Genomic DNA, 14493 nt, shown 5'->3' with positions numbered 1-14493 from the left:
TGCTCAACTCGACCGGCCTGTTCTGCGTCTGCCCGAAGATTGGAACGTCGGCGGCACACGCAGCGACGATTACGAGATGGGCTTCGATCCAGCAGAAAAATGCGCTGTCCTCCGCTTCCGAGTAGCTCTTCCAGAGCCGATCTCGGGTCATGCGTCGTCAGGCTTTGGAACGCTGATGCAGAACTTCCGAGCCGAAGGCTTCCTCAACAAGCGGCTCGAACTCCGCGCACAGCTAAAGGCCAGTGAGGTGACTGGAGCCGGCTCCCTCTGGATGCGTATCGATGGGGATAAGGGCCGCACGCTTGCCTTCGACAACCTCGATGGGCGCAAGAGTGAGGGGCCGCTCGTTGGCACAGTCGGTTGGCAAGACAGGTCCATCGTGATGGACGTGCCTCCAGACGCGCAGTCGATCCACTTCGGGTTCTTCCTACGAGGTGGAGGCAGTGTCTGGGCTCGACGGTTCCGCTTCACCGATGTGGACGCTTCGGTGCAAGTGACGGATCACGTTATTCCGCGAAGGTCCGCTCCTACGAACCTCGATTTCGCAGCCGTAGCGTAGTTTAAGGCGCCGGTTCGAGTGGTTGTAATCGCTTAAGCCGGCGCCAGCGCTAACGGCAGCTTTCTACCCCTAGCCGAAGTTGCCGGGTAGCCGACCAATGACCGCTTATGGGAAGCGCCCATGCCGATGCAGGCGGCCGGGTTGGGTCGGAGACGGAACGTCCGCTTGAGGGTGAAAGGCCAGGGACCGTTCCCTAATGCAGTGCACCGAAGCAAGCATACGAAATCCGCGGCGCGGCCTGCGCAATTAGTTGCACAGCTGTGTGATTATCCTGTTTCGAGGAGGATCTACGCCGCGCGCTCGACCCAACCATATCTCAGATTGCCGAGCCCAAATCAGGACGGCGTACAACGAGGAGAGAGGCCACCTCAGGCTCTGCCGCAACGCGGCCAAACCGTACGTCGAATGTCTGATCCAACAGGGGTGATTGGACCACCTTATCCGTAAGCCCGTCGAGGACGATGCGGCCCTGTTTGAGCACCACCAACCGATCGCAATCACGCACGGCGCGTTCGATGTCGTGCAAGACGACGATGACCGTACGTGTCCGCGCGTAGGCATCCAGGCGACGCAGCAACACGATCCGGTGGCCGATGTCGAGGCTTGCTCCTGGTTCGTCCGCCAGCAGGATTGCAGGTTCTGTCACAAGAACGGCCGCGAGGAGGGCGCGAGCACGCTCTCCGCCAGAAAGCCGAGACCAGGGCCGTTCGGCAAACTCGGTGAGACCGTGTTCCTCCAGCGCGGCAGGAACGCGGAGGATAGCGCCCAGCGCCCGGCTTGCACCCAGCTCGACCACCGCTCGCACGGTGTAGTCCCAAGCTGGGTGGAAACTTTGAGGCATGTAGCCGATCCGGCGCCCGCGCTCTGCAGTTGGCATAGCCGAGAGGGGTCGGCCATCGAGGGTGACCCTACCCGCGTCGGGAATGGCGAGACCGGCCAAACACCGAAGCAGGGTGGACTTGCCGGCCCCATTAGGACCGATCAATCCCACGAGTTGGCCCGGCCCTGCCTGGAACGATACGTCAGCGAGAATGCGCCCCCCACCCACGACGATGCCATCCGCCGCCAGGATGCTCATGCTCGTAATTGCCGCCGCAGGAGGACGAGGAAGAAAGGACCACCAGCGGCCGCAGTGATGAGCCCGAGAGGGATCTCTGCCGGAGGTAGAACGGAGCGGGCGAGGCCATCGCATACGAGGACAAGACTTGCGCCGATACCGGCCGAGATTGGCAACAGCACGCGGTGCCGGGGACCAACCCACCAGCGAGCGATATGTGGGGCGATGAGGCCAACGAAGCCAACGAGGCCACCATAGGCGACCGCGACCGCGACGACGAAGGCACCGACCAGAATGGCCCGGCGTAGGAAGCGGCCGGTCTGCAACCCAAAGGCTGCAGCTTGATCGGCTCCCAGCCCAAGAAGATCCAGGCCTCGCGCAAGCGGCAGGCTCGCTGCGAGCGCGGCGGCAACGAGGAGTGCAAGGAGACCCAATCCCTCCCAGGTTGGTGTCTGAATGCCGCCTAGGGTCCAGCTCAGGATCACCTGCAGGCTCACACTCTCGTCCGAGAGGGCGAGCATCAGGAAGGACCGTATCGCCCCGAGCATTGCTGCGACAGCGACACCAGCAAGCAGCAGGCCGGCAGTGTCGCGTGCGCCATAGGCTACCCCAAGAACCAACAGCGTGGCTGTCCAGGCTCCTGCGAAGGAGAGCCCGCCGAGAGCGAAGGTTGAAGGCACGCCTAAGGGTACGAGGAGGGCGATCGTAGCGCCGATGGCTGCTCCTCCTGCCGAGCCAAGCAGGTAAGGCTCGGCCAGAGGATTGCGGAAGACCCCCTGGAAGATCGCTCCGCCAAGGCCAAGAAGGGCGCCGACGAGCCCTGCAGCCACGACCCGTGGCAGCCGCCACGCCAGGAGAAGGCGAGCGCCAAGGTCGGGATCACCTGCGATGGCGCGTACGAGATCGAGGGGACTGGCCCAGCGATGTCCTGCACATGCCGCGAACAGGAGGCCGCCGCAGAGTACCAGGACAAGAACTGCCAAACGGCCGTTCGTCCCCTTCACGGTGCCCCCACCGGATGAAGCAGGGCAGCGAGGCGTTCGATCCCAACCACGGTACGTGGCCCGGGGATCAGGAATTCCGCACGCGGCACAGCGTGGACGTGCCCCTCTCGGACGGCTCGCATCTCGGAAAATCCTGGACGCTGGGCAAGTTCCGCCACCTCCTCGTCTCGACCTGCGAGGAGAAGAACATCGGGGTCGGCGCTAAACACGGCCTCGGGCGAAACCTGCGGTACGCCTCCGCTCCCGGCGAGGGCGAAGCAGCCGCCAGCGCGGATGATGGCGTCCCCCGTGTAGGTGTCGCGCCGCGCCGCAAGCAGCAATCCATTACCGAGGCGCCCCGTGACCATCACGACCCGCCGACACGGGCGGTCTGTGACCCTTCGCTGCACGACCGCAAGGCGGGCTTCGAGATCAGCTGCCAAGGCTTTGCCCCGCCCAGGCACACCGGTGGCCTGCGCGAGCAGGCGCAGGTTACTGAGAACCTCGGCCATGGTTCGGCTCGTCAGCACCAGGGTCGGCACGCCAATCCGCTCCATGGCGTCGAGGATCTGGTGCACGGCCTGCCGCGCGGGCGTCAGCACAACGAGATCAGGGTTTTGCGCGGCGATAGCCTCAACGGAGAAGCCAAGGCGGCCACCGACAACGGGCTTGGCCGCCGCTTCCGGCGGGTAGCGGGTGAAGGCGTCGATCCCAACGATGCGCTCCGTCAGGCCCAAGGCTGCGACGAGTTCAGTGTTTGACGAGAAGATCGTGACGATACGCTGGGGCGGCACCACTAGGACCACGGTACGCCCTAGAGCGTCGACGACCTGGACAGGCTCGGCCCGGACGGAGCCAGCCGCGATCAGTATCAGCAGGAAACCGATCGCGGCTGCGTGCATCAGAACCGCGCCTGGACGCCGACTTGGATGTCGCGACCTGGCGAGGAGGTCCCCGCCGCACCGTTGTAGAAGCGCAGATCTGCCAGCGTCGGGGTCTGCCCGGCAATGGCGATGAACAGCGGATGGTAGTTCGTGTCGAACAGATTGCGGACCTGGGCGAACAGTTTCACCCCCGGCAGAAGGTCGACTTCGCCGCGCAGGTGCACGAGGAAGAAGGGATCCTTGCGCCAGATGTACTCGCGGTAGGGTTCGGCGAAGGGGACGCGCAGGTTCTCCTCCGTGTTGTACCAGACTGGCCCGTTAAGGACGCCCTGGACCTGGATCGTCCAGGGGTAGGGTACCCCGACCTGACCAAACCGGGTGCCGAGCGCGAGCTGATATTCGTAGACGCGCTCGACACGATGGGTGTTGGCCGATACGACGGCGAGCGAGCCTTCATCCTTCATGTCGAAGTTGTAGTTGCCGTTGGCATAGGCTCGCCAGCGCCAGGCTTCGGATGACCATCCGACCGTCTTGAGCATGTCGGTGTCGAATTGGACCTCGACGCCCCGGATGACCACATCGCCGGAATTGTTGACGTAGTCCGAGGTGTTGGCGTTGGCCGACCGGGCCCGGGTGATGATCCGATCGGAAATGACGTTCTGAAACAGGGCGAGGTCGAAGCGTGCGACACCGTTCGTGAGCGTCGTGCCAACCTCGATCTGCTCGCTGGTCTCGGGCCGAATGTTCGGATTGCCGAAGATGCGGCCGCCGCCGAGAGTGTTAAAATCGGCTGCGATTTCGGTTGCCGTCGGTGCCCGGAAGCCCGACGAGGCACCGACCCTGAAGGCTGCCCAATCCGTCGCCTTGTAGGTTGCACCGACGGAGTAGGTCGTAGCCTCATAAGGTCGAGAGCCTGCGATCTGTGCGGCAAGATTGGGGGTCGGATCGAAACTCGTCGTGCCGTAGGTCTGACGTACCCCAGCGCGCAGGGTTACCCGGTCATCGAACAGGCGCTGGGTATCCTCGATGTAGAGGGCGTTGAATTCGTCCGTCTGGTTGTTGTCCTGTGGGGAAACCTGAGCCAGGGGGTTTCCTGGCACTCCGACCCGGAACCGGTCAGAGCGCAGCCGACTGGTCTCCCAATCCCATCCGAGCAGCAGGTCATTACCCTCGAACAGACGGGCGCGCGGCTGCAGGCGCGTCCCGAAGATGTCGAGATAGCGGGTGTTGAAGTCGGCAGCCGTCCCCAGGACCGGCAGCCCGGTGCCGCCACGCTGCACGGGCGAGGCCCACTTGAAGCGGTCCTCGTCGTTCACGCTGTAGACCTGAGCGAACAGGCTGAAGCGCCCGTCCTCCGTCTGCCCGGTGTAGCTCGCATCGAACGAACCGTTGATGCGGTCATCCTTGCTGTAGAGGTTGCCGCCGGAGCCACGGAAGCCCACGCCGTAGATGCCGTCGGTGCGCAGGCTGAAATCAAGGCGTTGGTTCGGGTCGATCTGCAGCCCAAGTGCGCCGGTGATGCCCATGCGCTGCCATTGCGTGTTGGCCATGCGACCGCCACCCGTGCCGGCGAAGTAGTCGTCACGCTGCGCCCCGGAGACGCCGAGATAGTAGTCAATCGCCCCCGCGGTGCCGCCGGTCTGAGCACGTCCCTGCGCCAGCCCCCAGACACCACCGATGCCCTCGACCAAGGACCCGGGCGCGGTGCGACCGGTCTTGAGGATGATATTGATCACGCCACCGATGTTCTGGCTGCCGTAGATCACCGAGGAGGGACCGCGCACGATCTCGATGCGCTCGACATCAGCGATGGAAAGCTTCGACAGGTTGGCCGTACCAGCGCGCCGCCCATTCATCAGCACGAGGACCTGGCTCTTGAAGTCCTTGCCCTGCCCGTCGGTGGCGCCGCCGCGGATGTTGATCGAGGTCTGCCCCGGCGTCCATTCCGAGAAGAAGCCCACGGCGTTTTCGGCCAGGAGATCGGTGATCGATTTGGCCGTCGAGTTCTCGATCATCGCGCGGTCGATGACCTGCACGGTCCCGGCGATCTCCGAACGTGGCTCGGGTCGACCGGTCGCGGTGACCACGAGTTGTTCCAGGGTGACGGCCTGCTGGTCCTGTGCGTGAACGGCAGAGATGAGGACCGTCCCACTTAAGCATGCTGCCGCGAGAAAAAGTCGAAGGGGGGGCATCATGCGCGGGTCCTCCAGACAAGAACGGAGGACGCCCGCGGAACGGAGAGCTGGTGGCCACCTGGGACAGGCACGGCCTGGGATGTGAGGTGATCCAGGAGTTCCGGCCGACGGGGATCGTTCGGAGCCCAGCCAAGGCGATCGGCAAGGGAGCGCGCTGTCCGAGCAAGGTCGGCAACGACGGCAGTGAAGGTCCAGGCTGCCTCGACCATGATGGCAGGACGATCATTCCGCGGTAGCGCGCGCAGAACGATTTCGACACCGGGTGTTTCATCCTCGCCGTGCAATGCCTGAGGCAGACACCCGGCCAGGCAGATGCTACGCGGGCCATGCTGAGATGGGACCAGCCAAACCACGCTTCCGCGTGCCCATTCTCGGCAGCGTGCGAGGAAGGCAGCAGGCTCTGTGAGCGGAGCCGGCATGTTCGCAGCGAGCACGGTGTCGGCGCACGCAGCAGTCAGGTCTGCCTCTTTCCAGCCCCTGCGGAGAATGTGAGGGCTCGGATCATAGGCTTGAAGCCGGCGCTGCATCACGGGCGCCGGCTCAACGACGGTCCAGGCGTGTTCAGGCATCCGCAGCCGGGCGCCAAGCTGCCCACCACCGGCACCGATGTCGAGGAGATCACCGATGCTTGGAACGGCAGCTTGGATCAGGGGAAGGACACGCGCCACGTAATCGGACGTGTCGATGCCCGCAGCGTAACGTTCGAGCGGATCGATACCGTCAGGCTCAGGCAGCACCGCCGAGCAATCCGGTTGCACCTCAGCTCGCTCCAGTGCGTCTGATGGTTCGTTATGAAAAGCCCGCGCATCGTTTGGCATGACCGCCATCGCGGCCTCGCCTGAAAGAGGTGTCATCATCGGTCCTTCCCCGAACCTGGGGAGATGCCGATGAGGGGCGCAGGCACGATCACGGGCGAAATGCCGTGAGTGGCATGCAACCCGTCAGGACACCCCGCCCACGAGATACGTTGCAGTCAGGGCAGGTCTCCTGGCTCGCGGGTCGGTGCCATCCGTCTGGTCTTCCCGGTGACTTCTCACCAGTGACGCTGATCGACGGGCAGCTCGCCGCTTACAGTTGCGGGGACAGCTTCGGCATGAGCGCTCACGCACCGCACCGAATTCCCTCTTAGCTCACCGCCTTGTGACGGTAAGAACCTTGACTGCCATCCACGTGGTCGAGGGCTGCCTCCGATGTCAACGGCTACGAACGGTCAATGCGGGCGACCATTCAAATTGACCAAGAAGCGTGGCTGATAGGCGACGGTCGGGGACGATGGTGCAGGCCTAGTCTACGGATCTCGTTGGCAGGCCCCGCCCTGCCGCGTTGGGTCGGGCCGGGTGAGACTGGCGGCGTGGTCGATTTCCCCGCCTTCCGGCAGCGCGTCTGAGAACCGTCCACGGGGGGTATGATCCGCTGTCAGCCCCCCGCCTCTTATGTAGAAGCCTTTAGCAGTAGAGGTGCGTCGACAGTAAAATGTATAAGCTTCGGAAAAACGATCGGATACCCGACATATAGGAGGATAGGACCGCAGTCTTATTCAGTCTAGGCGGTGATAAGAACCTGTCGCTTCCCAAAGTACCCAGGCCGTGACACTCACGTACCATGAGCAGCTTGCACAAACTGATCGGGACCGTCGCCCGTCAACGTCATTCGCCGATCATCGACTACGGCGTCACGCTGCTCTTCGTCGGTGCCATGACGTTCATTCGGTTCCTGGCTCCGGCTTATGTCGCACCGTTCCTGTTGTACATCCCGGTCCTCCTGATTGTGTGGCCTATTATACATTTGATCGGCTACTAGACCAGGCTGATCATATCGCTTTTGGGAACAGGATCGAATGCATCTCCCAATTACCGTAAGATCAATGCTCGGCTCAGCCTGCTTGCCCGATTGCCTCAACGACCTGTGAGCTGCTGTAGGGCTTTGCCAGGAAGAGGCCGTGGTCTGGAACCTCACAGTCGGCGAGCCGATGCCGGCCCGACGTGAGGATGAGCCTGATGTCCGGCCACACCACGTGCACACGCTCAACCAGGGTCACGCCGTCCATAGAGCCGGGCATGTCGATGTCCGTGAACAACACCGCAATGTCGGAGCGGTCATGGAGGACGTCCCAGGCCTCGTCGGCGCCGCATGCCTCTACGACGGAAAAACCGGCGCCTTCTAGTATCTCAGCGGCGCAGAAGCGGACGAGTGCATCATCCTCGACAACGAGCACAACCGAGTCTGCGGGGAGGCGCTTGATGGACATTATACGCTAACATGACGATAGGACGCCGGTTGCATCGTCCAGAGCGAATTCGGGAACTCTAGTTCCCTCAGGCCACACTCCGGTGTCGATCAACTTCCGAGACGTGGGCGCAGGGAGACGATATTGCCGTCTGCGGTGGACACCGAAACAGAATGGCCGAGCGCCTCGGCGACCTTGACGGCGAGCTGCTCGCGCTTGAACGGCTTACCAATCAGCCGGACGCCATCGTCGAGGCGCCCGTGGTGGACGATCGAGTTCTCGGTGTAACCCGACATGTAAAGCACCTTCACGTCGGGACGCATCGCGGTGATGCGCTCGGAGAGTTCACGGCCCCTGACCTTGCCGGGTAGGACGACGTCGGTGAGCAGCAGGTCGATGGCGGCCGTATTCGCGCCGAACACCCTGAGCGCTTCCTCACCATCGGACGCCTCCAGCACGCGGTAGCCGAGGTCGGACAGGATCGCGCAGGCGATCTCGCGCACCGCCGGCTCGTCCTCCACGACGAGCACGGTGGCGCTGCCTCGCGGCAGCTCGACCGGGACGGCCGAGCGCTGGCCGGCGACCGTGACCGCACCCACCGCGCGCGGCAGGTAAATCTTCACTGTCGTGCCCTCGCTAGGCTCGGAGTAGATCTTCACATGTCCGCCGGACTGCTTGACGAAGCCGAACACCATCGCAAGACCGAGGCCCGTACCCTTGCCATCGGGCTTGGTCGTGAAGAACGGCTCGAACACGCGCTTGACTACATCGGGGGTCATACCGTGACCGGTGTCGGAGACCGCGACCATGGCGTAGTCACCGGCCGTCACCTCGGTGTGGCCGGCGGCATAGTGCTCGTCGAGGACCTTGTTGCCCAGCTCGATGGTCAGGCGTCCGCCGCCTGGCATGGCATCCCGGGCGTTGAGCGCGAGGTTGAGGACGGCGCTCTCCAGTTGGGCCGGGTCGGCCATCGCCGGCCACAGCCCGGCGCTTTCGACGTAGCGAACCTCGATGTGCTCGCCGAGGGTACGGCGGAGCAACGGCACCAAGTCGGGCATCGTCCCTGCCAGGTCGATGGCGGCCGGCGCCAGGGGTTGCTTACGGGCAAAGGCGAGAAGCTGGCCGGTGAGCGTCGCTCCGCGCTGGGCCGCCCACGATGCGCGCTCGATCCGGGTCTGGAGCTTGGTATCCTCGTTCCCGAGCTTCGACCGGACGAATTCGAGGTTGCCAAGGATGACCTGAAGCAGGTTGTTGAAGTCGTGCGCGATGCCGCCGGTCAGCTGTCCGATGGCTTGCATCTTCTGCGCCTCGCGCAGGACGCCCTCTGCCTGGGCGCGCTTGGTCATGTCGGTCACGGTGAGCACGAAGCCGCCGTCCGGCATCGGCGTGCGCCGGAGTTCCAGGTGGTGCTCGTCGCCACGGACGCGCTCGTAGACGACCGGCTCACCCGCGACGCTTCGACCGTGTCGGATCTGGTCCTCGCTCTCCAGGGCGGGCCGACCCGCCTCAGCCGTGTGCTCGACGAAGGCGACGTAGGGCGTGCCGGGACGGAGCATGGCTTTGGGGATGTCGAGAAGCACCTGGAAGCAGTGATTCCAGTTCGTCATCCGCCGGTCGGCTCCGAACACGGCGATGCCCTGGCTGAGGCTGTCGAGGGAGGCGCGCAAACGCAGGGCCAGCGTCCGCTGCTCGGCCTCGACGAAGTAGGATCGCGACCATGCTTGGTTCAGGAGGCGCGCAGCGACGAGCAGAACCAGCACGGCGAGGATCGCCCCACCCAGCACGAGCCGACGTACCCAAGCGGCGCGTGCCTCGTTCTCGGCGATCCGCGTGTCCAGCAGGACCTGCTCGGCGGAGAGCATGGCCGAGAGGGTTCCTTCAGCGTTCTTCATGTATCCGCGGCCCGCGTCGGTATTCACGATCCGCAAGGCGGCGTCGAAGCCGATGTCGCGGCGCAACTGCACCGTCTGGGCGAGTTCCTCAAGCTTGTGCTGGATCACGGGGGAAAGGTCGCGCAGGCGGCTCTGTTGTGCCGGATTGTCGGCGGTCAGCTTCTGCAACTCGCCTTGAAGCAGGCCGACCCGGTCGCGCGCCTCGTTGTAGGGCGTGAGGTAGTCATCCTTGCCGGTCAGGAGGTATCCCCGTTGCCCGGTCTCGGCATCGCGAAGCGCGATGGCGAGATCCTTCATGTTCGCGAGCACACGGAAGCTGTGCTGCGACCACTCGCGGGCCTCGCGCGTGGCGCCCAACCGCTCCCAGGTCACGCCACCGACAAGGGCGAGGATGGCCAGCAGCACGCCGAAGACAAGGAGATTGGCGCGGGCGACGAGGTGCTTGGACATTCGGGTTCAATCACCATACGCGCACGAATTTCGGAACGAAACCGACAAGGCGCATCGGTGCGATCCATAATCAGATGCTCGAAGATTGCTAGGGAATTGCGGTCCGTCCGAACTTGAGGATCAGATGACCCGCCGAAGTCGGTGGAGTGCCGAGTAACTGCGATGTGGTCGCCGGCGACAATGGACGCTATCCCTGAGAGATGTATCGAACGCGTCGATCCCAGGCGCCAATCTGAGGGTCACGTCACTGCCCTATCCAAATGGGACATTGATCCTGTCGGTCATGGTGACGGCTATTCGGTCGTTTTTTGTACGTTTCAAATAGTGAAGTCATCTGTCGTTTTCACATTTAGCCGATCCTTGACTGCGCTACGATCCGCAGACCAGCCTCACTTTGGCCTGCGATCTGTACCCGGTTGCGGCCTTGTGACTTGGCCCCATAAAGCGCCCGATCGGCAGCTGCGATGAGGGCGGCCGGATCAGCCGCAGGTGTCTGAGGGATCTGGGCCAAACCTGCGCTGACGCTAAGTATGCCATGCGGGTTGGCTACATGTGGGACCTTCCAGCCCGCAATAGCCTCGCGCATGCGTTCCGCCACGAGTTTAGCGCCCTCAGCGTCCGTGTCGGGCAGGATGACTGCAAACTCTTCTCCGCCAATCCGGCAGGTGATGTCGCGGGTCGGATCCGTTGTTGCCTCGATCGAGCGAGCGATCAGTCTCAGGGCTTCATCGCCTCTCTGATGCCCATAGCGGTCGTTGAACCCCTTGAAGTAATCGGCATCCAGCAAGACCAAGGAAAGCGGCTGTTGAGTCCGTACGGCGCGTCGCCATTCACGCGCTAGAACTTCGTCAAAGCGGCGCCGATTACAGAGGCCAGTCAGAGCATCCGTCGTGGCAAGCCGCTCAAGCTCCAGATTGAGTGCGGCGGTCACCTCCTCGGCGCGGCGTCTCTGCGTCAGCTCACGACCAAACAGCCAAGTCAGCAGCATCGTCACGGCACAGAGACTGAGGACCACGCTTCCCAAGCCGAGAGCCTCACCCTGCCAGTTGGCGTAGATCTTGGTCAGTGGCACGGCCGTGCTGAGCTGTAGGGGATAATCGCCGATATCGGTGAAAACGAACTGCCGATCGCCCTCTCCGATCATAGCAGGTCCGACGAAGCTGCCGCTCCTCCGCTTGAGCATTTCGAGATAGCTGACGCTTTCCGCGACGCGGGTGCCGATCTGAGATTGGACGAAAGGTTCGCGCATCGCGATCGTGCCGCCCGGACCGTACAAGGTCACGGTCCCGGCACGGTCTGCACCCGTCATGGCAAAGAGGTTGCGAAAGTAGTCGAGTTGAATGCCACCGGTCACCACGCCGGCAAATGATCCATCCGGGTTCGACAGACGGCGACTGAGTGTCAGGACCCACTGGCCACTCACCCGAGAGACGATGGGAGCGCTGATGTGCAAACCGTCATCTACGCCGTCAGCAAAGTGGCGGAAGTACTCGCGATCAGCTGCATTGATCGACATGGGCCCAAGCGTCTGCGAGTTGGCGATGACGTTGCCGTTGCGATCGAGCACGAGGGCATAGGCAAAGCCGGCCGCCGTCGCGGCACGATCGAACAGGATCATGTGGCGTAGCTCGGGGCTGGCCTCCATGACCTGGGGCCGCTTCATCCCGTCGACCACAGCTCGCAAAGAAAGGTCGTAAAGTTCGATATTGCGCGCAATATCGCGCCCAAGCACCTGGATCAGGCTGCGAGAAGTGATTTCAGACTGCCAAGCTGCGTGATTACGCAACTGCCAGAGCATAAAGGCGGAGACAGCGCAGAGGCCAACGACCGACAACAGGCTGAACGCGCTCAGCCAAGCTGCCGAGTGTGTCCAGCGAAAAAGGCGTCCGCCGGCTGATTGAGCAGACATCTCAAGGACTCTCAATTCCATTGGTGGAATAGAGCCTTCACTTGTTTGATGAAGCCCTTACATCCGTGTTGGTGCGCAAATGAGTCCTAAATTTAGTTAAACCTTTACCATCTTTCTCGTCGCTCCAGGGTTCGACGTAGTGGCCGCAAGGACTTGTCAGGCCGCACGAAGCGGCGGCTTCTGCAAAGCTAACAGGAACTCTCCAGCCGGGATGGGCCGACCAAAGAGATAGCCTTGTGCCTCGTTACAACCATAGGAGGTCAGCATGGCAGCCTGGCCGTTCGTCTCGATCCCTTCAGCAATGACGTCGAGTTCAAGGCTATGGCCCAGAGCCAGAACCGCTTTGATGATGGCAGCATCGTCTGGATCGGTTTCGAGATCGCGGACGAACTCGCGGTCTATCTTCAGGCGCGTGAGAGGATAGCGCTTCAGCAGGCTCAGGGAGGCGAAGCCGGTGCCGTAATCATCGAAGGCAAGGCCTACGCCCATGTTCCTGAGGTGCCGCAATGTGCCGAGGACGCCCTCGTCCAATCCCAGAACGGTCGTCTCCGTGATCTCCAGTTCGAGCATCTCGGCCGGCAGTCCCGAGCAGGCTAATGCCTCAGTAATCCGATCGCACAACCCAGCATCACGCAGCTGGACGCCGAACAGGTTGACGCCGATCCGGATTGGCGCTCCTGACGCCGCGGCTTCAGCCGCAAAGGCGCAGGCAGTCCGTGTGATCCAATCGCCGACATTAATCGCGACGGCGCTGTTCTCCAGTGTTGGCAGGAAGATCGCGGGTGAGAGCAATCCCTTCTGAGGATGACGCCAACGCAACAACGCCTCGGCGCCGACGATGCGTTGATCGACGAGCCGAACTTGTGGCTGGAAATGCAGCTCGAATTCGTGCCGTTCGAAGGCTTTGCGCAGCTCCTCTTCGAGGTGACGGCGCTCGTCCGCCAGAACACCAAATTGAGGTTGAAAGAGTTCGTAACGTCCACCTCCTGCCTGTTTGGCTTGTTGCAGCGCCAGCAGCGCGGCCTTAAGAACGGCATCAGGTCCCTCGAACGCCGCGCCATCTCGGCAGACAACGATGCCGGCACTTGCACCGAGGTGACAGGTGGCCCCGTGAACGGCAAAGCCTTCGCTGAGCCCGGTCAAGATGCGCTCTCCGAGGGCTTCGATCGCCGGAGGATCTAAGCGTCCCGTGAGCAGGACGCCGAACTCGTCGGCTCCGAGGCGCGCCACGAACGCGTCCGGTCCTGCCAAGTTGGAGACCCGCTGGGCAGCCGTGATGAGGATACGGTCTCCCACCGCCATGCCCATCGAGCCATTGAGAGCCTTAAACTTGTCGAGGCCGATCTTGAGAACGGCGTGTTGTCCGGATTGGCTCAGAGCCGCATTGAGCTGTTCAAGGAAGCGGACGCGGTTGGGCAATCCCGTCAATCGGTCGAAGTGAGTGAGTTGGTGAAGACGTGCGCGCGCCTGATGTCTCTCGGAGACATCACGGATGATCGCGCCGAACGCATTGCGAGCCCCGTCCCGCCAAAGCGCGAGAGATACCTCGATGGGAAACTCGGTTCCATTCTTGCGAACTCCGCAGATCTCGAAGATCGCCCCGGCGGCGTTCATGCCGCCAGCTACTCGCACGCGTTCGATCTCGGCTCGATGGGCCGGTCGATGATCCGAGGGGATGATCAAGTCGACGTGCTGACCCATGGCTTCGCTGCGCGTGAAGCCGAACATGCGCTCAGCCGCAGCGTTCCAGAAGGAAATCGCACCGTCCTCGCGAGAGCAGACGATGGCATCCGGTGTGGCAGCCGCCATCTTCATGGCTGCCTGTTTCAGGATGTTTAGACGCCGGCGCTCCAGGTGATCCATCACGATCTTAGCAAGGCTTTGCAGCAGCCTTCGCTCGTGTTCGTTCAGAAGAGAACGTGGCTGCGTATCAATCACGCACACTGAACCGATCCGATAGCCGTCGGCATTGGTGATGGGCGCTCCGGCATAGAAACGGATGAAAGGGGACCCCGTGACCATAGGGTTGTTTCGAAAGCGCTGGTCAGCCTGAGCATCGGCAATAACTAGGACTTCCCGGCCCATCAAGGTATAGGTGCAGAAAGAAGCTTCGCGAGCAGTTTCGCAGGCGGCGAGCCCGAGCTTAGCCTTGAAGAACTGACGGTCCTCCCCAACGAACGAAACCAACGCGATTGGCACATGAAAAAGGTCGGCTGCTAGCTTTACTATGTGATCGAACTCAGCCTCAGAAGGCGTGTCGATCACAGTGTAACTTTTGAGAGCCGCGAGGCGCTGCGGCTCATCACTGGGCACTGGAAATCTCATACTCGACATATC

At 62.6% G+C, this 14493-nt stretch carries 11 protein-coding genes and 1 riboswitch; of the genes, 3 read left to right on the top strand and 8 right to left on the bottom strand.

Translation table 11 applies throughout. The features are described from left to right. Nucleotides 1-559, top strand: a 559-nt coding sequence (locus tag MKK54_RS00835; protein WP_244008618.1) for a hypothetical protein, incomplete at its 5' end; no start/stop codon positions are given. A 316-nt stretch (nt 560-875) separates the two neighbouring features. On the opposite strand, the gene MKK54_RS00830 is transcribed toward MKK54_RS00835, so the two are convergent. From MKK54_RS00830 to MKK54_RS00815, 4 genes are read right to left on the bottom strand one after another with little or no spacing between them, the layout of a single operon-like run. Beyond that, a complete protein-coding gene (locus tag MKK54_RS00830; protein WP_244008617.1) occupies nt 876-1637 on the bottom strand; it encodes an ABC transporter ATP-binding protein in 762 nt (253 codons plus the stop codon). Next, nucleotides 1634-2620: a FecCD family ABC transporter permease gene (locus tag MKK54_RS00825; RefSeq protein ID WP_244008616.1), complete on the bottom strand. Its 987-nt coding sequence runs from the start codon at nt 2618-2620 to the stop codon at nt 1634-1636. Before MKK54_RS00825 ends, MKK54_RS00830 begins: the two co-directional genes overlap by 4 nt. Then, entirely contained in the window at nt 2617-3501 is an 885-nt protein-coding gene (locus MKK54_RS00820; protein WP_244008615.1) for an ABC transporter substrate-binding protein, read from the bottom strand. The genes MKK54_RS00825 and MKK54_RS00820 overlap by 4 nt, the downstream gene beginning before the upstream one ends. Then, a complete protein-coding gene (locus tag MKK54_RS00815; protein ID WP_244008614.1) occupies nt 3501-5678 on the bottom strand; it encodes a TonB-dependent receptor in 2178 nt (725 codons plus the stop codon). The genes MKK54_RS00820 and MKK54_RS00815 overlap by 1 nt, the downstream gene beginning before the upstream one ends. A 509-nt stretch (nt 5679-6187) precedes the next feature. Between MKK54_RS00815 and MKK54_RS00810 the strand changes: the two genes are divergently transcribed. Then, complete coding sequence (locus MKK54_RS00810) at nt 6188-6460, top strand: hypothetical protein (RefSeq protein WP_244008613.1); 273 nt, start codon at nt 6188-6190, stop codon at nt 6458-6460. 177 nt (nt 6461-6637) lie between these two features. Continuing rightward, nucleotides 6638-6851: riboswitch (cobalamin riboswitch) on the bottom strand. A 429-nt stretch (nt 6852-7280) separates the two neighbouring features. Further along, complete coding sequence (locus tag MKK54_RS00805; RefSeq protein WP_244008612.1) at nt 7281-7478, top strand: hypothetical protein; 198 nt, start codon at nt 7281-7283, stop codon at nt 7476-7478. 73 nt (nt 7479-7551) lie between these two features. On the opposite strand, the gene MKK54_RS00800 is transcribed toward MKK54_RS00805, so the two are convergent. The 4 genes from MKK54_RS00800 to MKK54_RS00785 all read right to left on the bottom strand — a co-directional run bounded on the left by MKK54_RS00800 (nt 7552) and on the right by MKK54_RS00785 (nt 14469). Continuing rightward, on the bottom strand, nt 7552-7926 hold the full coding sequence (locus tag MKK54_RS00800; RefSeq protein ID WP_244008611.1) for a response regulator: 375 nt from the start codon (nt 7924-7926) through the stop codon (nt 7552-7554). Nucleotides 7927-8015: 89 nt separating this feature from the next. Then, a complete protein-coding gene (locus MKK54_RS00795; protein ID WP_244008610.1) occupies nt 8016-10247 on the bottom strand; it encodes a CHASE3 domain-containing protein in 2232 nt (743 codons plus the stop codon). A gap of 349 nt (nt 10248-10596) precedes the next feature. Continuing rightward, the gene (locus MKK54_RS00790) at nt 10597-12177 is read right to left on the bottom strand and encodes a diguanylate cyclase (protein WP_244008609.1); all 1581 of its coding nucleotides are present in this window, start codon (nt 12175-12177) and stop codon (nt 10597-10599) included. A gap of 135 nt (nt 12178-12312) precedes the next feature. After that, on the bottom strand, nt 12313-14469 hold the full coding sequence (locus MKK54_RS00785; protein WP_244008608.1) for a putative bifunctional diguanylate cyclase/phosphodiesterase: 2157 nt from the start codon (nt 14467-14469) through the stop codon (nt 12313-12315). Nucleotides 14470-14493 lie beyond the last annotated feature (24 nt).

It is taken from the genome of Methylobacterium sp. J-068, from assembly GCF_022829445.1.
Lineage (GTDB): Bacteria > Pseudomonadota > Alphaproteobacteria > Rhizobiales > Beijerinckiaceae > Methylobacterium.
This window is presented reverse-complemented; position numbering and strand designations above follow the sequence as displayed.

Excerpts from the sequence above, each read along its gene's own strand:
- MKK54_RS00830 (WP_244008617.1), bottom strand. The coding sequence starts at position 1,637 with ATGAGCATCCTGGCGGCGGATGGCATCGTCGTGGGTGGGGGGCGCATT.
- MKK54_RS00820 (WP_244008615.1), bottom strand. The coding sequence starts at position 3,501 with ATGCACGCAGCCGCGATCGGTTTCCTGCTGATACTGATCGCGGCTGGC.
- MKK54_RS00815 (WP_244008614.1), bottom strand. The coding sequence starts at position 5,678 with ATGATGCCCCCCCTTCGACTTTTTCTCGCGGCAGCATGCTTAAGTGGG.
- MKK54_RS00805 (WP_244008612.1), top strand. The coding sequence starts at position 7,281 with ATGAGCAGCTTGCACAAACTGATCGGGACCGTCGCCCGTCAACGTCAT.
- MKK54_RS00800 (WP_244008611.1), bottom strand. The coding sequence starts at position 7,926 with ATGTCCATCAAGCGCCTCCCCGCAGACTCGGTTGTGCTCGTTGTCGAG.
- MKK54_RS00795 (WP_244008610.1), bottom strand. The coding sequence starts at position 10,247 with ATGTCCAAGCACCTCGTCGCCCGCGCCAATCTCCTTGTCTTCGGCGTG.
- MKK54_RS00790 (WP_244008609.1), bottom strand. The coding sequence starts at position 12,177 with ATGGAATTGAGAGTCCTTGAGATGTCTGCTCAATCAGCCGGCGGACGC.